Source organism: Novosphingobium sp. EMRT-2 (assembly GCF_005145025.1).
GTDB lineage: Bacteria > Pseudomonadota > Alphaproteobacteria > Sphingomonadales > Sphingomonadaceae > Novosphingobium.
Genome location: NZ_CP039699.1, coordinates 118997 through 143138, shown reverse-complemented (window position 1 = coordinate 143138; position 24142 = coordinate 118997). Strand labels below are relative to the sequence as shown.

Annotated in this window: 21 protein-coding genes and 4 pseudogenes; 14 read left to right on the top strand and 11 right to left on the bottom strand. The window is 63.4% G+C overall.

Features of this window, described 5'->3' with window-relative positions:
- The first annotated feature begins 2 nt into the window (after positions 1–2).
- The 7 genes and pseudogenes from FA702_RS22265 to FA702_RS22235 all read left to right on the top strand — a co-directional run.
- Positions 3–254 carry a sarcosine oxidase subunit delta gene (locus FA702_RS22265; RefSeq protein WP_017181644.1) on the top strand — a complete coding sequence of 84 codons (252 nt, stop codon included), beginning with the start codon at positions 3–5 and terminating at the stop codon, positions 252–254.
- The gene (locus tag FA702_RS22260) at positions 251–3202 is read left to right on the top strand and encodes a sarcosine oxidase subunit alpha family protein (RefSeq protein ID WP_136958216.1); all 2952 of its coding nucleotides are present in this window, start codon (positions 251–253) and stop codon (positions 3200–3202) included. The genes FA702_RS22265 and FA702_RS22260 overlap by 4 nt, the downstream gene beginning before the upstream one ends.
- Positions 3195–3704, top strand: coding sequence for a sarcosine oxidase subunit gamma (locus FA702_RS22255; RefSeq protein ID WP_017181646.1), 510 nt, complete (start codon positions 3195–3197; stop codon positions 3702–3704). Before FA702_RS22260 ends, FA702_RS22255 begins: the two co-directional genes overlap by 8 nt.
- Before the next feature lie 12 nt (positions 3705–3716).
- Positions 3717–4574 carry a formyltetrahydrofolate deformylase gene (gene purU / locus FA702_RS22250; RefSeq protein ID WP_017181647.1) on the top strand — a complete coding sequence of 286 codons (858 nt, stop codon included), beginning with the start codon at positions 3717–3719 and terminating at the stop codon, positions 4572–4574.
- Positions 4543–5466: a bifunctional 5,10-methylenetetrahydrofolate dehydrogenase/5,10-methenyltetrahydrofolate cyclohydrolase gene (locus FA702_RS22245; protein WP_370385549.1), complete on the top strand. Its 924-nt coding sequence runs from the start codon at positions 4543–4545 to the stop codon at positions 5464–5466. Before purU ends, FA702_RS22245 begins: the two co-directional genes overlap by 32 nt.
- A 108-nt stretch (positions 5467–5574) precedes the next feature.
- The gene (locus FA702_RS22240) at positions 5575–6174 is read left to right on the top strand and encodes an XRE family transcriptional regulator (protein ID WP_017181649.1); all 600 of its coding nucleotides are present in this window, start codon (positions 5575–5577) and stop codon (positions 6172–6174) included.
- 86 nt (positions 6175–6260) lie between these two features.
- A pseudogene (locus tag FA702_RS22235) lies at positions 6261–6407 on the top strand (glutamine amidotransferase); the annotation flags it as partial.
- A gap of 89 nt (positions 6408–6496) precedes the next feature.
- Here FA702_RS22235 and istB (FA702_RS22230) read toward each other — a convergent pair.
- Both istB (FA702_RS22230) and FA702_RS22225 read right to left on the bottom strand, forming a co-directional pair.
- Positions 6497–7288, bottom strand: a complete 792-nt coding sequence (gene istB / locus FA702_RS22230; RefSeq protein ID WP_136958215.1) for an IS21-like element helper ATPase IstB — start codon at positions 7286–7288, stop codon at positions 6497–6499.
- Positions 7282–8151, bottom strand: a pseudogene (locus FA702_RS22225) (IS21 family transposase); the annotation flags it as partial. The pseudogene FA702_RS22225 and the gene istB (FA702_RS22230), both read right to left, overlap by 7 nt.
- A 215-nt stretch (positions 8152–8366) precedes the next feature.
- On the opposite strand from FA702_RS22225, the gene istA (FA702_RS22220) reads away from it, so the two are divergent.
- Positions 8367–9830, top strand: a complete 1464-nt coding sequence (gene istA / locus FA702_RS22220; RefSeq protein WP_255504932.1) for an IS21 family transposase — start codon at positions 8367–8369, stop codon at positions 9828–9830.
- Positions 9831–9841: 11 nt separating this feature from the next.
- Entirely contained in the window at positions 9842–10696 is an 855-nt protein-coding gene (gene istB / locus FA702_RS22215) for an IS21-like element helper ATPase IstB (RefSeq protein ID WP_370385548.1), read from the top strand.
- A 71-nt stretch (positions 10697–10767) separates the two neighbouring features.
- Here istB (FA702_RS22215) and istA (FA702_RS22210) read toward each other — a convergent pair.
- From istA (FA702_RS22210) to FA702_RS22185, 6 genes and pseudogenes are all read right to left on the bottom strand, one after another.
- A pseudogene (gene istA / locus FA702_RS22210) lies at positions 10768–11436 on the bottom strand (IS21 family transposase); the annotation flags it as partial.
- A gap of 107 nt (positions 11437–11543) precedes the next feature.
- Complete coding sequence (locus FA702_RS22205) at positions 11544–12071, bottom strand: Calx-beta domain-containing protein (RefSeq protein WP_136958212.1); 528 nt, start codon at positions 12069–12071, stop codon at positions 11544–11546.
- A 459-nt stretch (positions 12072–12530) separates the two neighbouring features.
- Positions 12531–12833 carry a WGR domain-containing protein gene (locus FA702_RS22200; RefSeq protein ID WP_255504940.1) on the bottom strand — a complete coding sequence of 101 codons (303 nt, stop codon included), beginning with the start codon at positions 12831–12833 and terminating at the stop codon, positions 12531–12533.
- Between the two features lie 375 nt (positions 12834–13208).
- The gene (locus tag FA702_RS22195) at positions 13209–14198 is read right to left on the bottom strand and encodes a GSU2403 family nucleotidyltransferase fold protein (protein WP_136958211.1); all 990 of its coding nucleotides are present in this window, start codon (positions 14196–14198) and stop codon (positions 13209–13211) included.
- 228 nt (positions 14199–14426) lie between these two features.
- Entirely contained in the window at positions 14427–14780 is a 354-nt protein-coding gene (locus tag FA702_RS22190) for a single-stranded DNA-binding protein (protein ID WP_136958210.1), read from the bottom strand.
- Between the two features lie 459 nt (positions 14781–15239).
- Positions 15240–15473, bottom strand: a complete 234-nt coding sequence (locus tag FA702_RS22185) for a hypothetical protein (protein ID WP_136958209.1) — start codon at positions 15471–15473, stop codon at positions 15240–15242.
- Positions 15474–15776: 303 nt separating this feature from the next.
- Between FA702_RS22185 and FA702_RS22180 the strand changes: the two are divergent.
- Positions 15777–17157, top strand: a pseudogene (locus FA702_RS22180) (IS1182 family transposase).
- Positions 17158–17350: 193 nt separating this feature from the next.
- Here FA702_RS22180 and FA702_RS22175 read toward each other — a convergent pair.
- The 3 genes from FA702_RS22175 to FA702_RS22165 form a co-directional block, all read right to left on the bottom strand.
- Positions 17351–17542, bottom strand: coding sequence for a hypothetical protein (locus tag FA702_RS22175; RefSeq protein ID WP_136958208.1), 192 nt, complete (start codon positions 17540–17542; stop codon positions 17351–17353).
- Between the two features lie 525 nt (positions 17543–18067).
- Positions 18068–19048, bottom strand: a complete 981-nt coding sequence (locus tag FA702_RS22170) for a DUF2493 domain-containing protein (protein WP_136958207.1) — start codon at positions 19046–19048, stop codon at positions 18068–18070.
- 113 nt (positions 19049–19161) lie between these two features.
- A complete protein-coding gene (locus FA702_RS22165) occupies positions 19162–19710 on the bottom strand; it encodes a DUF736 family protein (protein ID WP_136958206.1) in 549 nt (182 codons plus the stop codon).
- A gap of 850 nt (positions 19711–20560) precedes the next feature.
- Between FA702_RS22165 and FA702_RS22160 the strand changes: the two genes are divergently transcribed.
- From FA702_RS22160 to FA702_RS22145, 4 genes are all read left to right on the top strand, one after another.
- Positions 20561–21208: an HNH endonuclease gene (locus FA702_RS22160; RefSeq protein WP_168196195.1), complete on the top strand. Its 648-nt coding sequence runs from the start codon at positions 20561–20563 to the stop codon at positions 21206–21208.
- 200 nt (positions 21209–21408) lie between these two features.
- Positions 21409–21903: a hypothetical protein gene (locus FA702_RS22155; RefSeq protein ID WP_136958204.1), complete on the top strand. Its 495-nt coding sequence runs from the start codon at positions 21409–21411 to the stop codon at positions 21901–21903.
- Complete coding sequence (locus FA702_RS22150; protein ID WP_136958203.1) at positions 21900–23141, top strand: DUF1173 domain-containing protein; 1242 nt, start codon at positions 21900–21902, stop codon at positions 23139–23141. Before FA702_RS22155 ends, FA702_RS22150 begins: the two co-directional genes overlap by 4 nt.
- Before the next feature lie 77 nt (positions 23142–23218).
- Entirely contained in the window at positions 23219–23842 is a 624-nt protein-coding gene (locus tag FA702_RS22145) for a plasmid pRiA4b ORF-3 family protein (protein ID WP_136958202.1), read from the top strand.
- The last annotated feature ends 300 nt before the right edge of the window (positions 23843–24142 follow it).

The following is a 24142-nucleotide window of genomic DNA, read 5'->3' as shown; positions in this document are numbered from 1 at the left end:
CCATGCGCATACCCTGTCCCTATTGCGGCGAACGTGACTCCCAGGAATTCGTCTATCGCGGCGATGCTTCGCCCCGCCGCCCTGAAGGCGAGGACGGCTTCTACGACTATGTGTACCTGCGCGACAACGTGATCGGCGAGATGGCCGAGCACTGGTACCATGCGCAAGGGTGCCGCAACTGGATCACCGTGCTGCGCCACACCCGCACACACCGCATCGCCGCCGCCACGCTGTCCCGGGAGACACCCGCATGAGCCGCCTTTCTGCCGGTGGCCTGATCGACAGGCAGCGCCCGCTTTCCTTCACCTTCGACGGGAAGGCCTATTCGGGCTTTGAGGGCGACACTCTCGCCTCCGCTCTCGTAGCTAATGATGTCCGTCTCGTCGGCCGCTCGTTCAAGTACCACCGGGCGCGCGGGATCCTCACAGCGGGAAGCGAGGAGCCCAACGCCCTCGTCACCCTGCGTACCGGCGCCCACGCCGAGCCGAATACGCGCGCGACCACCGTCTCGCTGTTCGACGGTCTGGAGGCGAGCAGTCAGAACCGCTGGCCCAGTCTGCGCTATGATCTGCTGGCCGTGAATCAGCTTGCCTCGCCGATCTTTGTGGCGGGCTTCTATTACAAGACCTTCATGTGGCCCGCTAAATTCTGGGAGAAGGTGTACGAGCCGCTTATCCGGCGGGCGGCGGGGCTGGGCAAGCTCTCCATGCTGCCCGATCCGAGCGAGTATGACCGCGAGCATGCCTTCTGCGATCTGCTCGTCATCGGTGGTGGTGCGGCCGGTCTTGCGGCGGCCCTGACCGCAGGACGTGCAGGGCTGCGCGTCATGCTGGCGGACGAGGACGCCCGTCCCGGCGGGCGCCTGCTGAGCGAGCGGCAGGAGATCGACAGCATGTCCGCAGTGCAATGGGTTGCACAGGTGCTGGCGGAGCTGGCCTCGCTTCCGAACGTGCGCGTGCTCAGCCGTACCGGCGTATTCGGGGTCTATGACGACGAATATGTGGCCGTCGAACGCGTTTCCGACCATCTTGTCGCCCCGCTGCCGGGGCAGCCGCGTCAGCGGTTGTGGAAGATCGTCTCCCGCCGCGCCATCCTCGCGACAGGCGCCATCGAGCGGCCGCTGGTGTTCGGTGGCAATGACCGGCCTGGTGTCATGACTGCCTCGGCTGTCTCGACTTACGTCAATCGTTACGCCGCGGTTCCCGGACAGCGCGCCGTCGTGTTTACCGCCAGCGACAGCGGATGGTCGACTGCGCGGGACCTGGCGGCAGCGGGCGCCTCCGTCGTGCTTGTCGACCACCGCGAAGATGAGCCTGCCCTCGCCGCTGAACTACGTACGCGTGGTGTCGAAATCCTGAGCGGCGCGATCGTCACTGACGTGCACGGTGTTCCGGTCAGGAAGGTTGACGTGCGCCTCGCGGATGGTTCGCGCCGCACGCTCCGCGCGGATCTCGTCGCGATGGGTGGCGGCTGGAATCCGGCAATCGGCCTTGGCAGCAACATGGGAGCAAAACCTGTGTGGTCGGAATCGCAACAGACTTTCCTGCTCGACGAGACCCCACCCGGGCTCGTTCCGGCCGGTGCGGCGGCAGGCCGGTTCTCGCTGGCGCAGGCCCTAGTCGACGGCGCTGCCAAGGGTACCGACGCCGTGGCGGACGCAACCGGCCGCGCTGTTCCCCCGCCCTCGTTTCGGGCAGCGGACGAAGCCGCGTCGACCGCGCCCTTGTGGCATGTACCGGGCGCGCGAACCAAGTGCTTCGTCGATTTCCAAAACGACGTGACAGCCAGCGACGTGCAGCTCGCTGCCCGTGAAGGCTTCGTGTCCATCGAACACATGAAGCGCTACACGACGCTTGGCATGGCGACCGACCAGGGCAAGACCAGTCAGCTCAATGGCCACGCACTGCTGGCGGCGGCAACTGACCGCACGATTGGTGCGGCAGGGACGATCATGTCGCGCGCGCCTTATCAGCCAGTGGCGATCGGCGTGCTGGCGGGCCATCACCGCGAGGAATCCTTCCGCCCTGTGCGCCGCACGGCCAGCCATGACTGGGCGGCCGAACAAGGTGCAACCTTCGTTGATGCCGGACAGTGGAAGCGTGCGCAGTGGTTCAGCCGCCCGGGGGAGGCGTCCTGGCTGGAGACAGTCAACCGCGAGGTTACGATGACCCGGCGCGGCGTCGGCATCTGCGACGTGTCAACGCTCGGCAAGATCGACGTGCATGGCCCCGATGCCGCCCTGCTGCTCGACCGGCTCTACATCAACATGTTCTCGACCCTTGCCGTCGGCAAGGCGCGCTATGGCGTGATGCTGCGCGAGGACGGCATCGTCATGGATGACGGCACAACCACCCGTTTCGCAGAGGACAGCTTCTTCGTCACCACCACCACGGTCAACGCCGCGCGGGTTATGCAGCATATCGACTATGCCCGGCAAGTGCTCTGGCCCGAGCTCGACGTTCAGGCCACTTCGGTGACCGAACAGTGGGCCACCTACGCCGTCGCCGGTCCCCGTTCGCGCGAGATGCTGCAGGCGGCATTTCCGGACCTTGACGTATCGAACGACGCCCTGCCGTTCATGGGCGCTGCGAAGTTCCGCTGGCAGGGTTTCGAGGCGCGCATCTACCGCCTGTCGTTCTCCGGTGAGCTGGCCTACGAAGTAAGCGTACCTGCGACGCTCGGCGACAAACTGGTGCGCCACCTCTTCGCTGCCGGCCGCTCCTACGACGCCGTGCCCTACGGCACCGAGGCGCTCGGCGTTATGCGCATCGAGAAGGGCCATGCCGCGGGCAACGAACTGAATGGCCAGACCACTGCAGCCGACCTCGGCATGGGCCGGATGATGTCGAAAAAGAAGGATTTCATCGGCCGCGCCATGGCTGCCAGGCGCGGGCTCGCGGATCCGTCGCGCCCCGCGCTGGTCGGTCTCAGGCCGGTCGACCGTACCCGGCATCTGCGTGGTGGCGGACACCTGCTCGCCCCAGGTGAAGCACCGCTGCCGCAGAACGACGAAGGGTTCGTGACCTCGGCCGCTTGGTCGCCAACGCTGGACCATTCGATCGCGCTTGGCCTGCTGGTCAACGGCGCACAGCGTCACGGCGAGCGCATTGTCATCCACGATCCGGTGCGCGGAGGCGATATCCAGGCGGAAGTCTGCAACCCGATTTTTGTCGACCCCGAAGGAGTCCGCGTCCGTGCCTGAACACCTCACCATCCAGGAGCGCGATGATATCGCTCTGGCATCCGTCATGGCGAGAAAGAGCATGAGTGCCGCGAAGATCGGCACTGCGCTGGGCATGTCGCTGCTTGACCGACCGGCGGCCTGCGGCTCGGGAGCCGTGACCTTCATCGGCACGGGCCCGGGGACCTGGCTCGCGTTCCACGATGGCACCGCTCCCGATTTCGCTGCCGATCTCACGCATCGGCTTGCGGGACTCGCATCGGTATCCGACCAGTCCAGCGGCTACGTTGTCCTGCGTCTTGCAGGCGAAGGCGCGCGCAAGCTGTTACAGCGCGGGGCGGCGATCGATTTCCACTCCGCATCCTTTTCCAGCGGTTCGGTGGCAACCACGGTGATCGCGCATATCGGTGTCGTCATCCGGCAAGTCGACGACGGTCCCACTTACGACCTTGCCACTTTCCGTAGCTTTGCCGGCAGCCTGCGCGAGTGGATCGACCACGCCGCAGCCGCGCTGGCCTTCTAATCCGAGGACACGATGACCAAACCCTATCTCCTGACCCTGTCCTGCGCCAACCGGCCAGGGATCGTCACGCGCGTTACCGACGTGATGTATCGCCATGGCGGCGACATCAAGGAAGCGCACCAGTACGATGACGCCGAAACCGGCCGCTTCTTCGGCCGCATCGTGCTCAGCCTGCCGGATGAGGCCGCTGCCGATGATCTGCGTGCCGGCATCGCGCCGCTGGCAGAAGAGCTCGCGCTCGACTGGACGCTGCGTCCCAAGGATGAACTGCGCAAGGTGCTGATCCTGGTATCCAAGTTCGATCACTGCCTGGTTGATCTGCTTTACCGCAACCGCATCGGCGAACTGCCGATGGACGTCGTGGGCATCATCTCCAACCATCCCCTCGGCACCTATCAAGGTGTCGATTTCGGTGGCATTCCGTTCCACCACCTGCCGATCACCAAGGAAACGAAGCCGCAGCAGGAAGCCCGGATCAAGGCGATTGTCGATGAGACGGGCGCGGAACTGATCGTGCTGGCGCGCTACATGCAGATCCTGTCGGATGACCTTGCCGCGTTTCTCTCGGGCCGGTGCATCAACATCCACCATTCGTTTCTGCCAGGCTTCAAGGGTGCCAAGCCCTATCACCAGGCGCATGCGCGCGGTGTCAAGCTGATCGGCGCAACCGCGCACTACGTCACCGCCGACCTCGACGAAGGACCGATCATCGAGCAGGACGTGGAGCGCATCTCGCACCACGACACGCCCGACGATCTCGTGCGCAAGGGCCGCGACATCGAGCGCCGGGTGCTGGCGCGGGCGGTAGCTTTCCATCTCGACGGCCGCGCGCTCGCCAATGGCGCGAAAACGGTCGTGTTTCGCGACTGACCCGATGGCAGCCATCATAGACGGACGGGCGATCGCCGCGAAGCTTCGTGGCCGGGTCGCGGAAGAAGTCGTCAGTCTGGCCGCGGAAGGGATCGTGCCGGGACTGGCGGTGGTGCTCGTCGGCGACGACCCTGCCAGTCAGGTCTATGTCCGCTCCAAGGTGACGCAGACGCTGGAAGCGGGAATGCGGTCGTTCGAGCACCGCCTTCCCGCCTCCACGAGCCAGGAGGAACTTCTTGGCTTCGTGGCCGCGCTCAATGACGACGATGCGGTCGACGGCATCCTCGTGCAGCTTCCCTTGCCGCAACACATCGATTCAGACCTGGTGCTGGACGCGATTGATCCGCTGAAGGATGTCGACGGCTTCCATCCGGTCAATGTCGGGCGTCTTTCCACCGGCACCGGAGGACTGATCCCCTGCACACCGCTGGGTTGCATGATCCTGCTCGACACCGCGATCGACCACTACCGGGGCCTGAAGGCAGTCGTGATCGGCAAGTCCAACATAGTCGGCAAGCCGGTCGCCATGCTGCTGCTTGAACGCGAGTGCACCGTCACCGTCACTCACATAGCCACCCGCAACCTGCCGGACACCGTGCGCAGCGCCGACATCGTTGTTGTCGCCGCAGGCAGTCCGGGCCTTGTGCGCGGAGATTGGGTTAAGCCGGGGGCTGTGGTCATCGACGTTGGCATCAACCGCGTCGAGCGCGACGGCAGGAAGGTGATCATCGGCGATGCCGTGCGCGAGGAAATGGATCACGCCGCCGCTGTAACGCCCGTCCCCGGTGGGGTTGGGCCAATGACGATTGCCTGCCTGCTGAGCAATACCCTGCGGGCGGCGAGGCGCCGACGCGGGCTGCCCGGCGCGGTGCGCGAGGCGGCAGTTGCCTGATCGATATGATGACATCGGGCAACATCCTCTTTATGAAACAGTGCCCGAACAGGTTTTTAACGGAGAGTCGGCATTACTGCTACCGTCAATACCGAAGATCAGGATACCTTGACGGGCTCGGCCGCACCCGGCAAGCCCGATCGCAGTCTGGAAAAAGCACTGGGCACCCAAATTCGTGCCGTCCGGCGCGATCTCGATCTCTCTATCGCCGATCTTGCCTCGGCAGCGGGCATATCCACCGGCATGCTCTCGAAAATCGAGAATGGGGGCATTTCCGCTTCGCTTGGCACACTCCAGGCGATCTCAGGCGTATTGCAGGTTCCCCTGTCTCTTCTCTTCGCGTCGTTCGAAGACCGGCAGGACTGCTCGCACGTGAAGGCGAACGCCGGCGTTACGATAGAGCGCCGCGGCACCAAGGTGGGCCATATCTATCAACTGCTCGGCCATATGTTGCGCGGCGATGTCAACGTCGAGCCGTACCTTATCACCCTTCGCGAAGATGCGGCCCCTTACACCGGCTTCGCGCATAGCGGCGTCGAGTTCATCTACATGCTCGAAGGCGAACTGACCTACCGCCACGGCAACGCGAGCTACCCTATGCAGCCGGGAGATTCGCTGCTGTTCGACAGCGGGACCCTGCATGGCCCGGAACGGATGCTATCGGAGACATCCAAGTATTTGTCGATAATCATATATCCGAAGAGTTGATTTCCTTACAGGCAAATTTGTTTCCTGTGAGTTGACCAATTTTCCATACTCCAGTACGACTTCCTTCTCTGACGAGGGAATCGACCATGTGTGGAATTGTTGGGTTGTTTTTGAAGAACAGCACGCTTGAGCCCCGTTTCGGGGAACTGCTTGCTGAAATGCTCGTGGTCATGACCGGCCGCGGTCCCGATAGCGCGGGCTTTGCTGTCTACGGCAGTGGTGAGAATGGGCGCATCATGTTGATTTCCGCTGAGAGTTGACCCGGGATTTCCATCGAGAAGTGACCCGGGTGGGTAATATGTCCCGCGATACGGGCGGTGGGTCAAGCGGGTGATTTTTCCTTTCTGGATTTGGGTGCTGCCGAGCTGGCGCGGAACCGGAAGCTGTCGTTTCCGGTCTCGAGGATGTGGCAGTGATGCGTGAGCCGGTCGAGTAGCGCAGTAGTCATCTTGGCGTCGCCGAACACGCCGGCCCACTCGCTGAAGCTCAGGTTAGTGGTGATGATGACGCTGGTGCGCTCGTAGAGTTTGCTGAGCAGGTGGAAGAGGAGTGCACCGCCTGACGGGCTGAACGGCAGATAGCCAAGCTCGTCAAGGATGAGGAGATCGAGGCGCAGCAGCCGGTCCGCAAGCTGGCCCGCCTTGTTCATGGCCTTTTCCTGTTCAAGCGCATTGACCAGGTCGACCGTGGCGAAGAACCGGACCTTCTTGCGGTGATGCTCGACGGCCTGAACGCCGAGGGCGGTGGCAACGTGCGTCTTTCCGGTTCCCGGGCCACCGATCAGCACTACATTATGGGCGCCGTCGATGAAGTCGCCGCGATGGAGCTGGCGGACCATAGCTTCGTTCACTTCGCTGGAGGCAAAGTCGAAGCCGGCCAGATCCTTGTAGGCGGGGAACCTGGCCGCCTTGATCTGGTAGGCGATGGACCTGACCTCGCGTTCGGCGACCTCGGCCTTGAGCAACTGGGAGATGATGGGAACTGCCGCATCGAACGCCGGCGCGCCCTGTTCGATGAGATCGCTGACCGCTTGGGCCATGCCATACATCTTGAGGCCGCGCAGCATGACCACGACGGCGGCGCTGGCGGGATCATGACGCCCAGATCTCAACATGCGCGCAGATCCTTGTCCCGCAGGGTATCATAGCGGGCGACGTTGGCCTTGGGTTCACGCCTCAGGACCAGCGCCTGGGGGGCATCGATCCTGGGCGGAGTGCCATCCTTACCGTCGATCAGGCGGTGCAGGATATTGAGAATGTGGGTCTTGGTGGGGACCCCGGCCTCGAGCGCCAGTTCCACCGCACAGAGCACGGCCTGCTCGTCATGATGCAGGACCAGCGAGAGGATCTCCACCATCTCCCTGTCGCCGCCGGAGCGCCGCAGAAGCGCACCTTGCAGTTGCCGGAACGCTGACGGCATCTCGGTGAAGGGCGCCCCGTTGCGCAAAGCGCCGGGCTTGCGCTGGACCACCGCCAGATAGTGCCGCCAGTCATAGATCGTCCGTCCTGGCTGATCATGGGATCGCTCGATAACCCGCCCATGCTCGCACAGGATCTGCCCTTCGGCGGCAATGACGATCCGATCGGGATAAACCCGCAGGCTCACCGGCCGGTTGGCGAAGGATGCCGGAACGCTATACCGGTTGCGCTCGAAAGATATCAGGCAGGTGGGCGATACCCGCTTGGTGTGCTCGACGAAGCCGTCGAAGGGACGGCCCAGCGGCATCAGGCTGGCGACCTCGGCGGCGTGCACATCGGCGACAGTGCCGGGCAGGACTCCATGCTGGATCTGCCCCCATTGTGCGATGCATTGTTCTTCGAGCCAGGCGTTGAGCGCATCGATATCCGGGAAGCCGGGCATCACCTGCCACATTCGCCGCCGCGCATCCTGAACGTTCTTCTCGACCTGCCCCTTCTCCCAACCCGAAGCTGGGTTGCAGAACTCGGGCTCGAACAGATAGTGGCTGGCCTGTTGCGCGACGATCAGGTTGAGAAAGCGCGACAATCAAGATGGGAATCCGGTGTGTCGGGATCGGCGGAGGGCGTAGCCCGTAGCCGGTCCCGACACACCGGAGGCGCTCTTTGCGGGGTGCCTGTGATGGTCGTGGTGGCCGCTATGCATGAGGTTTTCCGAGAAGGAGGACCTGACGTGTGGCCGGTCGACACATCAACGATCATCAGGTGAGACTTTTCATGACCAACAGACGTAATGACCCCGTCGCTCTGGCGGCGGCTAAGGCTGGATTCAGCCCGGCGACGGGCTATCGGGTTCTTCAGGACGCCCGGTTGCCATCACAGCGGCAAACGCCACGCAGCCGGCGCCGGCCTGACCCCCTTGCCGGTATCTTCGATGAGGTGGTCGTGCCGATGCTGGAGGCTGCTCCGGGCCTGCGGCCTATCGCGATCTTCGAGGAACTGCGGCGCCGATACCCCGAGACGGTGTTCGGCTCCCGGCGAACCCTGGAGAGGCGCATTCGCGACTGGCGCGCGATGAACGGGCAAGATCGCGAAGTCATCTTCCGGCAGGTGCACGAGGCCGGGCGGCTCGGCCTGTCCGATTTTACGTGCATGGACGATCTGGCTGTCTCGATCGCCGGACAACCACTGGATCACCTGCTCTATCACTTCCGGTTGCCGCGCGGCGGTTTCGAGCATGGGCACGTCATCCTGGGCGGCGAGAGTTTCGTTGCCTTGGCCGAAGGGCTGCAGAACGCACTCTGGTCCGCAGGCGGTGCGCCGAAGCTTCATCGTACCGACAGCCTCTCGGCCGCCTTCCGCAATCTGGAGGCCGATGCCAGGATCGACCTGACCAGGCGCTATGACGCGCTCTGTGCCCATTATGGAATGGAGCCCACGAGGAACAACCGGGGCGTTGCTCACGAGAACGGCGCGATCGAGAGTGCCCATGGTCATATCAAGGCTGCCGTGAAGGATGCGCTGCTGCTGCGAGGTAGCGGCGACTTCGCTGACCTTGCCGACTATCGCCGCTTCATCGACGAGGTCGTAAATGCGCGCAACCGGCGGCACAGCCCCGGGATCGATGCCGAACGCAAGTTCCTGCAGTCGCTGCCGGACGTGCGCACCACCGATTACGAGGAGATCCTCGTGACGGTCACATCCTCGGGCGGCTTCACGCTGCGCAAGGTGTTCTACACGGTCCCATCCCGCCTAATCGGGCACCGTTTGCGGGTCCGCCTGTATGATGACCGCCTCGACGTCTTCATCGGGGGCACGAGGCTCATGACCCTGCCGCGCGGCCGCGCCGGCATGAACGGGAAGCACGGCCACGTCGTTGATTACCGCCACGTGATCCATTCCCTGCGCCGCAAGCCCATGGCGCTGCTGGGGCTGGTTTATCGCGACAGCCTGTTCCCGCGAGATGCCTATCGCCTGATGTTCGACCACCTGCTGGAAGTTCAGGGCGAGCGGGAAGCCTGCCGCACCACCGTCGAACTTCTGGCCATGGCCCACGAACGTGCCTGCGAGGCCGAACTCGCCGGGATCCTGACCGATGATCTGACCGCGCGCCGAACGCCGTGCCTGACAACCTTGCGGGCCCGGTTCTGTCCGGACCCCGCCGATCTGCCCGAAGTCGTGGTCGAACTGGTGCCGCTCTCGATCTACGACGGACTTATCGAACAGGGAGAAGCCGCATGAGTGCAGTTCCCATGATCGATGCACAGCGCCTCAGCCTCATGCTCAACGAGCTGCGCCTGCCCACCATCAAGCACATCTGGGGGGACTTCGCCGCCCAGGCTGACAAGGAGGGGTGGCCCGCGAGCAGGTTCCTCGCCGCGCTCGCCGAACACGAACTCGCCGAACGAGATCGCCGCCGGATCGAGCGTCACCTGGCAGAGGCCCATCTGCCTGCAGGCAAGACCCTGGACTGCTTCGCCTTCGATGCCGTGCCGATGATCTCCAAGGCCCAGGTCATGGCCCTGTGCGCCGGCGATGGCTGGCTCGAACAAGGGGCCAACCTCATCCTGTTCGGTCCGCCGGGCGGCGGCAAATCCCATCTGGCCGCGGCAATCGGCCTTGCGCTGGTGGAACGGGGCTGGAGGGTTCTGTTTTCTCGAACCTCCGACCTCGTGCAACGCCTGCAGGTCGCCCGACGCGAACTTGCACTCGAATCCGCCATGGCCAAGCTCGACAAATACCACCTGCTCGTTCTCGACGACTTTGCCTACATCTCGCGCGATCAGGCCGAGACGTCGGTGCTCTTCGAGTTGATCAGCGCACGCTACGAACGACGGTCGTTGCTGATCACCGCCAACCAGCCCTTCGGCGAATGGAACAGGGTCTTCCCCGATCCCGCCATGACACTCGCCGCTGTCGACAGGCTCGTGCACCACGCCACCATCTTCGAGATGAACGTCGAAAGTTACCGGCGGCGCACCGCACAGGCCAGGCGCACCGGTGCCGGCCGCCCGGCCGCCTACACCACGCCAAAGATCCTCGAGACCATCCGCGTCAATCAGGATGAGAACGACGAACTTGCCAGCGACAATCAAAACAGCCACTGATCGACGCGCCGTGACAATCACATTCTCATCCTGATTGACGCGCAATCCTCATACAGTTTGTCGCGCTACAGGCTGGCCATCGCCGCAAAGCGGGCGTTGACCTGCCGGGCCTTGCCGGTGCCGATCTTGTCGACCGCGGTCTTCATGTTGTCGAAGATCCCGCGCTGCGGCACACCGCCCAGCACCCGGAAGGCCTGGGTCATGGCGTCGAACAGCATCTCGTGGGTCTGAAGCGGATAGGCTCTGACGATGAACGCTTTGCTGTGCGACAGTTTGGTGTGAGCCGCCTGCAGCTTGGTCTGCTTGCCGGCGATCAGGGCCCAGTCCTCGCTCCAGTCGAACTGGAACGCCTCGCCAGGCTGGAAGATCAGCGGCACGAATGTACCACGCCCGCTGGTCTGGGCGTCCCGCTGGCGGTCGGCCTTCCAGGCCCGCGCGAAGGCCGCGACGCGGTTGTAGGAACCGTCATATCCCAACACCACAAGATCGGCGTACATCTGCTTGGCTGTGCGCCGCTGCTTGCGCGACTTGCCAGCCTCGATCCTCAACCAGGCCGAGAGCTTCTCGGCAAACGGGTCCAGCTTGCTCGGCCTCTCGGGGACCTTGAACTTCGGCTCCACCGTATCCGCCCGCAGGTACTTGCGGATCGTGTTGCGCGACAATCCCGTGCGCCGTTCAATCTCACGGATCGGAATGTGCTGCCGGAAATGCCAGCGCCGGATTACGCTCAATAACGCCATGTCGATCACTCCTGGATCCCCCGACAAATCAGCCAGGGGAACGATCAAAACATGGGTCAATTCTCAGTGGAAATTTATGCCCCTCCCGGGTCAACTCTCAGCGGAAATCAACAGCTGACGACACCGGTCGCTCGTACGAGACTCGCCCCCGAGGACGGGTTGGACAGCGTGACGTTGAAGGTCCTGGTGCCTTTATAGATGCTGTCATCAACCGTTGTGATGGAAATGGTCTTGGACGCTTCCCCGGGAGCAAAGGTCAGCACTCCGGTTGTCGCGGCGTAGTCGGCAGGTGCCGCCGCCGAGCCGTTCGACGTCGCGTAGCTTACGGTAATGGCGCCCGCCAAGGAACCGGTCCGCGTCACTGTTACAACAGCAATCCCGCCTTCTGTGAGGCTGGCATCGGCGACCGAAAGAATTGCGGCCGGCGCACCGGCGACTGCGTAACTCGACCGATTTCCTGCGGGATCAAAGCCGGTTGAGGTCTGTAGCCCGTTGTTGGGACCTCCTGACACGCTACTCGCCGTCAGGCGCCCCAGCGCATCGTACGTATAGACCACGGTATCGTTTGCCAGAGCTGCGGCCGCAATCGAGCAAAGACCTACAGACGCACCAAATCGCGACCACATCCGCTTCATGAAATCCCTCCCGCTGACGAGCCCGCGCTCTAACTCAAAGCGATCCAGTTTTCCGGGATCAGATCAGTCTTGACGTTCGTTCGATTGTCGGCCGCGTCATGCGAGTAGGTTGTCTGGACATTGTTGTTGACCGTGCCCGTATGGACCACTTTGATCAGCCGGCCTCGCGCACGTAGGTCTTAGGTGATCGGGTCTGTCGCCTGCACCGCGCGCAACGGCAGCAGGATCAACGCCAGGCCGTGAGACTCTTCGCATATTCACCCCCGTATGTCAGCATCGCCAGATTTCCATCAGCAACGCTTTTTTACAATGCAGAGATTGGTCCATTCTTGCCGTTGAGTGATTGTAAAAATGCGACATTTTCACGATACGTGGTAGCCGCATTGGGTATGCTGGCGTGGACGACGCCATCCCGGATCTGTCGAGGTTGCGGCAAAGCGCGGGTATAAAGCGCCGCCTTCAACAGGTCCGATAGGGGACGCCAATGCGTTTTCTCGCGCTATCGCGCCGAACCAGCAGCTTGCGCGCGAACTCTTCGGCCTGGCCGGTATCGGTGAAGGCGACCCGACGACATTGCCCCATGGAGCCGATCCGGCCCCAACTGTAATCGACGGTGATCGCGCCGAAGAAATCGCGCTGGACGAGGATCGTGTACCGCCGTGCGATATTGCGCGCGGGATCGGTCGCCTGAAGGCAGATGGGTTCACCGATGGTAATGATGCTGGCGTCCGGCATATCGGGAGTGTCTGCCGGCATCAGCACCGGGTCCAATGGGTTTTCTGAATCAAGGTCCGGTCACAGATTCACGCGCTCGATCGACTGGACATGGGCGTGGGTTTCGGATTGATTGCCATGCTTATTATAGCAGCGCTTAACATAATTTTGATTCTCAATCTGAGCTATCTCTCCAAGTCAGGGATGTCGCCTGGCTTCTACCGGGCCTATCCGCACTCGGTGCTTCGGTCTTCCCGATCTCCATCGGGCGGAGCGCTCTTCAGTAGCAATCCGCCAGGAACCAATTCGACAACGAGACGCGATCCAGCTCGCCAACCGCGCCGGGCCATGACTTCATCCGGAAGCCGGAACTCGCCGGTGGCGTCTATTGGGATGATCATGGCGTCGCTCATGGTTTCCCGCTCAACCGCGTTGCGGCTTGTTCGCTTCCCAAAGCTCGAAATGCGGCTTCAAGGCATCGGGCAGTGTTTCGTAGAAAGCCTCGTCCAGCGGGTAGTGCCGCATGGCGCCCCATACGGCGTCGAGCAGCGCAATCCCCTGCTTGCGGTCCTTGGGTTGCTTCTGCGGGGCGCGCTCGGGCTTTGCCGCCATCCAGAGCTTTTGTAGTGCAAACCATCGCGGGTCTGGTGCGACCATGCGCGCCGCCTCGCCGTCGCGTACACCGACCACCCGGTCAACCCGCCGGCCGTTCAGAAGCCATTCCTGCTCGGGAAGCGGGATCGGCCGAGGCCGATCCTGCGCAATCTGTCCGCCGATGCGGCTCGGTGCCGACAGGATTTCCACCTCATAGGCTTTTGCATTTCGCGCCTGGAAGGGCCGCTCGGTATTGACCGAATATGTCATGTCGGCCTCCTTGAGGACCTTCCACAAGGTTGGCCGCTCCTCGTCGGCTTCAAGTCCTGTCAGAGCCATGTCGAAATCGAGGGTCTCATCGGGAGCATCCCGAATGAAACCGTTGGCCTCCAGCGCGTAGACGATCAGCGCGTTGGTGCCGACGACCATCGCCTGCTCACCCAGAAAACGAAGGCGGTCTGCTTCGCGCAGGATCTTGCCGGCTTCCGCCGGCAGCATCGGCAGGCGCAAAGCCCGGTAAAGGCTGGCCTGCTCCTTGAGAGTTTCTTTGCTCCGGGTGAGACGATCCTTCAGCTGCGCCTTTTCGGTCTTGTACTGGTCAAACTCCGCTAGCCTTTCGGGATTGACTGGCCCCTTGCTCTTCATGCTTCCGCGCCGGTCGGTCACTTCGTAGAGATACTCCCGACCCGACACCTCCTTGATGCGCATGTTGTAGGGCATGTCATTCAAAGTGCGCAGAGCCTCCATCCAGACCTGGTAGGCCTGTTCGAGGTTGACGATCACCCTCGCCTGCTCGTCTGAGAATGGCTGGAAGTTCATGCTTTACCCTGCGAAATTATCATTTCGCGGAAATGCAGGGTAAATAGCCAAAATGCAACAATTACCCTTCAAATTTCCCATTCCTAAAAATGCAGGGTAAACTGTCGCGCTCTGGCATGAGGGGCGCAGCGCCTCTACGCCGGCCCCGCCGACACCGGTGCGTCGTGGCGATCCGTGGCTGGAGGGACCGGCTTCGGGGCGGACGATCCACCCCGGTTCCCGGCGCCCTCAGAAGGGGATGTCATCGTCCTCGATCGGGTCCTGCTCGGTGGTGCCACCCTTGCGGAGAAGGACACCCATGCGGTCGGCGATGATGTCGGTGCCGTAGTGGGTTTCGCCGTCGCGTTCGTAGCGGCTCTGGCGGATGCGGCCAGTGATGTGGACGAGGTCTCCAGTCGAGAGTTTGTCGGCGCGTTCCTTGGCGCGGCCGAAGAGCGTGACACGGTTCCAGTGGGTGTCATCCTTCCATCCGTCGCCCTCCTTGCGGGCGTAGTTGGAAGCGATGTCGAGGTAGGTCACCTTCTCCATCGTGCTGATCTTGCCGAGGCGGCCGATGATGCGAAATTCCGCGATGTTCTGCATGGGGACTGCTCCTGTGCTGGTGTCGTTGCTGACGCACATCGAGGGGGCGGCCGGTCGACGCGGACAAGCTGAAAAGCGGAGGGTCCACGCAGTGGAAACCGCAGGCCCCACCGTGGCCGGCTTTCTGCTTGAGGGCCGGCTTGCCGGTCCGTTCCGCATTAGTCGGCCGAGCCGCCCACGTGCGTCAGACAGCAACGGGGCCAGCACAGGAGCGGGGATGCGAATGATGGTGCCGGAATGTCGTCGGCCTTGCGCCGGCGCTGGGGTAGATGGATGGGTTTGTCGGTAGACTGAGCGCTTCTCGTCCGCATCTCGGGGCCATGAAGGGCTGCCATCACGGTACTCGCGACTGGCTCGCAGGCTCCAGGGGCGCGATCCCTCTGACAGTGGCTCCGCCGTCGCTGTCGGGACAGTCGATCACGTTGCCGGCGTGGGCGAATTCGAACGGCAGCTCGCGCCTCACTTGCGGACTTTAGGTGATTGGCGATACGAAGCTGTATGGCGCCTAAAGTACCACACTTCCACGATGGATTGCTCACGGGAATTGTTCTCGGAGAGAACAAGGCGACCGTCTTTCTGCGCCAGTCGATAGGCGACGAATACACGTTGACGCTTTCCGGTCTTGAAATTCTCCAGATGGAGGATTTCAGACAAGGCAACATCATTTCGATGGTAGAGGTGGTCTGCGGCCAATTTCCTTACGAGCACTCTGGCTTGGACCGATTATTGCCGCCTCCCCATCCAGCGGCAGCCAAGCAATACCATGACGAGCATGCCGCGATTATAGGCAGGCAGAAAGCCCGGATCGCAACCGGTGATGCCTCCCCAATAATCATCGTACCTTCATATGGCGCAGACCTTCTTGCGATTTGCCGAGAGGTAAATTCGCACCTCGCGAACTCAACGGCAGCTAACCACCGATAGTGTTGAAAAAGTTGGCCTTGAACTCGGTGTGAGTGTCTGATTCAGCATCAGAATGCTGAAGGATGCCAAGCAATGATGGGCGAGCGCCGGGCGGCGCAGGAGGCCTTGTTCTACGAGTTCAGCCTGGATCGGCACGTTCCGGCCGATCATTTGCTGCGGGTAATCGACCGGTTCGTGGACCTGTCTGGCATGCGCGAGCACCTGCGAGGGTTCTACAGCGCGATCGGCCGCCCTTCGATCGACCCCGAGCTGATGCTACGGATGCTGATCGTGGGGTACTGCTTCGGCATCAGGTCGGAGCGCCGCCTGTGCGAGGAGGTGCACCTCAATTTGGCGTACCGCTGGTTCTGCCGCCTGGGTCTCGACGGCGACGTGCCCGATCACTCGACCTTTTCAAAGAACCGCCATGGTCGTTTCCGCGAGAGCGACCTGTTTCGCCAGCTGTTCGAAGCCACTGTGCGGCGTTGTATTGACGAAGGGTTGGTCCGAGGCGACGGCTTTGCTGTCGATGCCAGCCTGATCCGCGCAGAAGCCAACCGGCAGACGTATGTCGAGGGCACGCAGGGCCTTGCCACCGATCTGCCAAGGCGCGCCGTCGAGGAGTACCTCGCCGTTCTCGACGATGCCATCTTCGGTGGCGCAACTCCGGTCGAGCCCAAGCGTGTCTCGCCAGTCGATCCAGCGGCCCGCTATACCCAAGCGCATGGTGGACGCGCCGATTTCTGCTACGCCACCAATTACCTCATCGACGTCGAAAACGCGGTGATTGTGGATGTCGAGGCGAGCACGGCCGTGCGCCAGGCCGAGGTGACCGCCGCCAAACGGATGATCGAGCGGGTAGCGGGTAGCCGATCGCCATGACCTATGGCCCCGCAAGCTGATCGGCGACACCGGCTATGGTTCGGCCGGCATGCTCGCCTGGCTCGTGCACGAGCGCGGCATCGAGCCGCACGTGCCCGTGTTCGACAAATCCGCCAGGAGCGATGGCGCTTTCGAACGCAGCGACTTCACCTTCGATCACGAGGATGACAGCTATATCTGCCCGGCCGGCAAGCGCCTGAGGCCGCGCAACCGCAACTTCACCTCGCCGCGGCCGGAGGCTGACCAGGACGGCTTCATCCGCTACAGAGCCCGGCAACAGGACTGCACGAGTTGCGTCCTGAAGCCGCGATGCACGCCGATCTTGCCAACTCGCAAGGTAACCCGCTCGATCCACGAAGGCGCACGCGATCTGGCGCGGGCCTTGTCACAGGAAGACGAATGGATCGTCTCGCGCCGCGAGCGCAAGAAGGTTGAGATGCTGTTCGCTCACCTGAAACGGATCATGCGGCTCGACCGGCTGCGATTGCGCGGACCCAATGGTGCCCGGGACGAATTCCACCTCGCCGCAGCCGTCCAGAACCTGCGCAAGCTCGCCAAGATCAGCATCGCCAGACAAGCCGCGATGACCTGAAGCCAGGTATCTCAGTTCGTCCGCAGCGATCGGAACCTTACCCTTCGACCAAGAAGCGACTTTTTCAACGGCATCCACCACACGTTGCCATTCTCGGTTTGGGGTCGGGATTGAGGTGAGACGTCAACCCAGGCCACGCAGATCGACCGGCGCAAGGAAAAAGGCCGGAGCGCGAAGCCCCGGCCGGATTGGATTACATGAGCAGCTTGGTAAATGCCGCGGCAGCGGCAAACAGCGCGGCACCTGACGTAATTCCGGTAGCCATCAGTTTCCAAGGCTCCAGCCTCATCGTCTGTCGCGTGTTCTGAACATCGACGATAAGCTTCTCGATCCGGATGATCTGCTCGTCGAGGTCGAGACGCTCTTTCGGGTGCTGCGTAGCCATAATGATCTCCATAGCATGATTGGATGAACGAAGCGACACCGCGTCGCCCTGTACCGCCAAGCGGCAAGACCTTGCGCGGAGGGGAAGCGCGACCGCGGTCAGGGACGGCGCAGCCGGCGCCTGAGCGGGCAGCGGAGGAACCAATTTTCGCCAGAAAATTGGAGGGGCCGCTGATCCTTGAGGGCGATCGTGGTTCGCCTCCATGCTGGGACGACCAGCAGCAGGCCCCTTCCCTGCCTCTCTCGCGCCCGCCGATGCGTGGGCGTGGCCGGCATGGGCCGGCCCGTCAGCGAGGCGAAGGCTATCCGGATGGCGCGTCGCTGATGATGCAGGCCCGGCGAGGCGTAACCGGCGGCCCCCGTGCCGCCGTGAGCGAGCCGGGACCTGGCCCGCCCCTGGCGCGGGCCGGCGCGCGGGACTGGTCCGCCGCGAGGCGGGCCAGAGGGGACCCGCGCGCCCAGGGCGGCCCCTTGCCCGGACAAGGGGGATGCCGGCACCATCCCCCGCCCTTTGGCCCTCGCGCGATCAGGCCACCTCCTTTCCGTCGTCGTCGCGGTCGCCGGCGAAATCGCTGTGTCGGTAGATGGTAAGCGGAACGCCCGCCGCGCGGCACCGCTGGGCAAGGTTCGCCTGAATGCCGCTGCCCTCGCAGATGATCGCCTCGACGGGGCGTAGGTTCACAAGCTGCTCGTTGCGCTTGAACCCAGCACGGTTGCCGTGTCGGCGCTCAAGCCGGAAATGCACCGAGGGCACGCCCCGCGCCGCTGCCCAGCGCGCCGCGATCAGGTCCGCGCCCTTTTGCTGGGCGGTGGTGGCGAGCACCATGGCCGGAACGCGCGCATGGATCAGGTCAAGCCGGTTCCAGATTGCGTCAATCTCGGTCCAGTTGCTGCCGCCCGAGACCACGACAAGCGGCCCGCTCGGCGCGTGGGCTTCGCGCCGCTCCTGCGCGCGTGCGGCAAGGAAGTCTCTCGCCTCGATCTGCGAGGCGGTCAACGCGCGGCTCGTGCGGCTGCCCCCGGTCGCGCTCCATGGCCTGCCGGTTTCGACGCGGTAGACCTCGGCGGCATGGTCGCGCATGCATTCGATGGCGGCCATGGCTTCATGGAGCGACTGACACAGGCGCTGCCTGTCCTCGATCTGCGCGGCGTGGATTTCCGAAGGGTCGCTGATACGGGCAAGCTCGCCCAACTCGCGCGCGGCGTCATCCTCCTGCGCCGCCAGATAGTGCGCAACCTTGTGGAACGAATGGACCATGCCCCATGCGATCCGGGGGGCAAGCGGGGCCAGACGGGTATCGGCAAGGAGCGTGAACAGGTCGCCGGTCATCTGCTCGACGCAGGCGCGGGCCTGTTGCTCGTCGGGCATGTCGGCGCTGGTCGGTTCTTCTACAATAGAAAGCTGCGCGCTGGCGATTTCGGCGGTGAACGCGGCGGGGAAGGCTTCGGCGCTGGTGAGGTCTGCATAATGCGTGGCGAAGTCGCGGAAGGTATCAAAGCGTGCCATGGGAATTGCCCTTGTGCATCGCCCCGGATGTTCTGTAAGCGTCGGGGCGAACATAACCGATGTTCAGCCATGGAGCCGGAAAGGGTGAAGCCCCCTTCCCGGCTCCACTTGGTTCAGGCCGGGTTCTCGTCGGCGGCCTTGCGGCCCTTCGCCTTTGCGGGTCCGGTCATGTCAGAACCAGTCATGCCGGCAAGGAACGTGTCGTCGCCTGCGGTGCTGCTGCCCAGCCCATCGTCCTGCGCTTCGCTGGCGGGCGGCATGTCCATGCCCTCCTCCCCGGTGGGCAGGTCCTGCCGGGTGCGGCGGCGGGTCCATGCGATGTTGAAGCCGCCTTCCTCGTTGGGAAAGAGCGCGATGTCCATCGGCCGCGCCATGCTCGGTTCGTCAATCCGCCCCTGAAGGAAGCTCTCGCCGGTGCTTTTCATGGTCTGTTCCCACAGGCCCCCGATCGCCACCCAGGAACGCGACGCGGTGCGCGCGACCATTTCAAAAGTGGGTGCGTTAGGCTTGCTGGAATGGAAGGGACGCAGACCGACAACATTGCTGAAGGCGAGCGTGTCGATCTTGCCGATAAATGCGCCACGTTCGCTGCGTGCGAGATAACCGATAGTTGCCATGATATACTCCAGACTATTCGGGCAAGGCCCCTGTTGACTTGCCAAGGACTGTTCCCGCCTTGGCCTTTACTTATTACAGGGCGCGGTAAATCTGGTCTATCTGATTGATTTCTTGACACAAATCCTATCGTCTCTGGTGAGCCGGAGCATCGAAAACGCCGCGCGGCAGCGCGGGGCACGAACCACGCCCGGCCCCGACCAGGGGCCGGTTCCTTCCCGGTCACCCGCGCGCAAGGGTTCGGCCTTTCCTGTCCATCATCTCCGGAGCCGCCGTCGCAGGCCCCAAGGCGCGGCGTGGGCACTTGGCGGGCAAGAGGCACGGGAGAGGACTGGCAGAGCTTGGCGGATCGGGGCCGGCGCTTCTCGAGAGGAGAAACAGACGCCGGCGGCCCCGATCCGGCTAGAGGCGCCTGGCCTCGACGCAACTCCTTGCCTGCCGAAACCACGCTGCAACGCCGGGAGCCTGCAAGGTGGCGTAGGAGAGGATGGACAGGACCTGTGCGTGGGGGACGCATCGCCGTCCGTCCCCGGGCGGCGATGGCATGGGCGATGGGCCGGTGAGCGGCAACGCGAGCGGCCGATCGCCGCAAGGGCGCGCGGGACCAACGGTCGCGCTCCACTTCCCGTCACCCTGCGTCCATCAGCGCGGCGACGGCGGGGACGAAGCCGGTCCCTCCCCCTTTCCCCTGCCCCTGACCGTCACTCGGATGAGCCGAGACCCGCGAGCGGGGCTCGGGGAGCCGGAGCGCGCTCCGGCGAGTAGGGCAGGTTCCGCTGCGGACCGCAGGGCCGGAGCGGGGCCAAGCCTCTGGACCATAGCTCTATATCGTATCTTGCCACTCGACGGCGGTGATCACACAGTTGACGAATGACACGCTCTCTTCGCCGCAGCCTCATGCAGCCCATTCCGGAGATCTTTGAAGTGGCGAGACTGCTCTCGAGCGGCGTCGACGCACATCTGGCAGGTGATCGGAAAACAGCGGACCGCTGCTTCGCCGAAGCGAATAGTCCGGTCGTGTGGCAATATACCGACGCTGCCTGGGGTGCCGGCTGCCGGGTACGGCACGGGTTCATTTCCATACCTGATGGTCCACCATACCTTGCAAAGGACGCTCGTCCGGTTCCCAGGATGCCGACGCCGGCGACGAAGAAAGCAGTGGTGGAACGTGATGGCTATCATTGCCGCTTCTGCGGGATACCAGTTGTGGACCCCGCAATCCGAACGCTGTTGAACAGGGAATATCCGGATACGGTGACCTGGACGAACCGCAATGCCGGGCAACATGCGGCGTTCCAGTGCATGTGGCTGCAATATGACCATGTCTTGCCCAACAGCCGTGGCGGCGAGAGCAGCCTTGAAAACGTGGTCGTTACGTGCGCGCCCTGCAATTTTGGTAGAATGGAGACGACGCTGGCAGAGGCATGCCTGCTCAATCCATTGAGTTTGCCAGTGGAGCCTCGCTGGGACGGGTTTGCGGCATGGGATGGACTGGAACGCCTTCGGCGGATACCTGTTCTTGCCGCAACCGAACGGAACGGGTAGGGAACAGAAGAGCCACCGGTCCGCCGGAAGGCAGCTGTCCCTTTCGGGTGCTATTTTAGACCAGGGCCTCCGGCCAGCCATCGGCGAGCGACGCCTCGCCAGCATACCCAGAGCATAACGACCCCCGTATTTTGGTGCGCGCCGGAGGCTTGTCCGTGCGCTCTCTCGGGTGTTTCAACCTGTGGCAAGGACGGCAAACGATGACACACGACTGGCTTCATGACCTCCATATCGACCTCGGCCTGATCGAGGTCCGCGACGATCCCGACACCTGCTGGGAGCGCCGCGCGCTCGCCGGCGCCAGCGTGGGCACCGATCCGGGTATCGCCATTGCAGAGGCCCATAACCTAGCCTGCACGATCGATCGGATCGTGGCCGGCGATCCCGATGGCAAGCGTGAGCTTGCCGAAATCCTCGGCGACGCGCGCAACGATTACCAGCGGTGCCTGTGGTACACGCTGGCGGGCCGGCATCCCTTTGCGATCGCGACGGACGTGCGCTGGCTCACCGGCCTGCTGCGCGCCCGCGATGCGCAGTGGATGGACGCGCGCAAGGCCGGGCGCACGGTGACGAAGGAACCGGACCCCTACATGACCGATGCCGCCGATGGTCCGGTCGGGGTGTTCGGCAGGGATTTCGTGCTGGGGCCGCAGTGGCAGGGAATTGTCGAGGACGGGATCGCGCAGGGCCTGTGACGCAGCGCTACCACATCATCGACCGGGAAATGGGTGCGGACGAGCCGGGGTTCGAGGCCCTGCTCGTCCATGCCTATGCGCAGAAGGAGCGCATCCGCTGCCTGTGCCGGCGCGATGCCGATCTCGATCTCTACATCACGCACCGGCATGGCCAGCACATCGTCGCGCGCTGGCCGGGGACCGGTGCGCTCCATGCGCCGCATTGCGACCACTACGAGGCGCCGGATTTCCTGACGGGTCTTGCCCAGGTGCGCGGCGGCGCGATCGTGGACGATGCGAAGACGGGAGAGACCCTGCTGAAGCTCGGCTTCCCGCTGTCGCGCGGGCCGGCCCGCGCCGCGCCCGCCTCGTTCACCAATGACAAGCCCGAAGTGAAGGCGACCAACCAGCGCCTGACGATCCGGGGCTTGCTCCACTACCTGTGGGACCGGGCCGAACTGACGCACTGGCACCCGCGCATGGCGGGCAAGCGCAACTGGTACGTGGTGCGCCGACAACTGCTGCAGGCGGCCCATGGCTGCAAGGCGCGCGGTGACGGTCTCGGCAGTGTCCTGTTCGTACCCGAGACGTACCGCCTCGACGACCGGGACGCGATCGCCGGGCGCCGGCACGGCGAGCTGCAGCTGGCCCGCGCCTCGCAGGACGCGATCATGATCCTCATCGGCGAGGTGAAATCGATCGAGCCCGCGCGGCTCGGGGAGAAGATCCTGGTGCGGCATCTGCCGGACTGGCCGTTCCTGATGGACGAGGACATGGCGCGGCGGTTCCACAAGCGCTTCGCGTTGGAGGAGGAGCTGTGGCGCTCGGACGACCACGAGGGTCATCTGGTCATCGCCGGGAGCTTCTCGATCGGCCGCTCGGGGCTGCCGCAGCTGATCGAGATCACCGTCATGCCGGTGACGCGCGAATGGCTGCCCTACGAGGGCCTCGACGATCGCGCCCTGGTCACGAAGGCGGTGGAGGAGCGGCGTCGTTTCGTGAAAGGGCTGCGTTTCAACCTCGGGACGGACACGCCGATCGCGAGCCTCGCATTGACCGATACGGGATCGCAGGCGAGCGCGATCCATCTCGCGCGCGCCCTTCCCGATCCCGCCTATGACGAAGCGTTGGCCTTGCTGATGCGGACGCCGGGCGTCGATCATGCGACGTGGCGTCTCGGCGATCCGCTGCCGCCACCGGCGCACCGCTCGCCCTCCCCTGCACCGTCAACGCCGCCGACGCGGGGCTGGATGCATTAGGTTGCGACGGGGATTGCTCGCCGCAAAATGCTGGCCTCACGCTTGTGGCTCTTTGTCTTCGCGGGCATGGTCGCGCCATGCCGAAACCCTACAATCCTTACGCCTATATCGTCCGTCTTGAAGCCCGGATCCTCGGCGTCGAGCCGGCGATCACCCGCACGCTGGAACTACCCAGCGACCTCAACTTCGCTCAGCTGCATGAAGTGCTGCAGGCGGCCTTCGGGTGGACCGACAGCCATTTGCACCAGTTTCACGTCGGGGGCCTGACGATCGGCGCGCCGGAGGCTATCGAGGATACACCCTATGGCCCACGGGTGTTTGAGACGACCGAAGTCCAGCTCAAGGATCTGACGTTTCCCTATGAGGCCGACCCAACGCTCACGATCTCGTATCAATATGATTTTGGCGATGACTGGCAGCACGAGTTGGTTTTGCGCCGCGCCGGGATCGAGGATGATGTCAAATATCCGCGCTGCGTAGCCGGTCAGCGTGCATGCCCGCCAGAAGACGTCGGCGGATACCCAGGCTATGCCGATTTCCTGGAAGCGTGGCTCGACTCCGGGCACGAAGAGTACAAGGCGATGCGCCGCTGGGCGGGTACGAAATTCGATCCAGAGCGCTTCGACCTCGATAAGACCAACAAGGCTATCGCCAAAGCCATGCGCGCTTGCCGAGGCGATTATCAGCAGAGGCAAATCTGAACCCGCGTCCAGGTCACCGTTTCCGCCTCATCCAACTGGAGAATTCGCCTTAAAAGCGGCCGTTCATGCGCCTAAACTCGTACGCCGGAAGCGGTCGTTTGTTTATCGATGTCGCTGGCACCGGGAATGGCCTGGGTTGGTGGGAAGCGGTCGTTGCGAGCTTTGACCTTTAGCCCGTATAGCCATGACATGAGCCCTTTGACCCGCTTCTACATAGCTTCCTTTGGCTGGCTACCGTTCGTGCCGCTGACTATCTACGTAGCCAGCTTCAGCGAGCGATTTGCCCAACCTTTGGCTTAC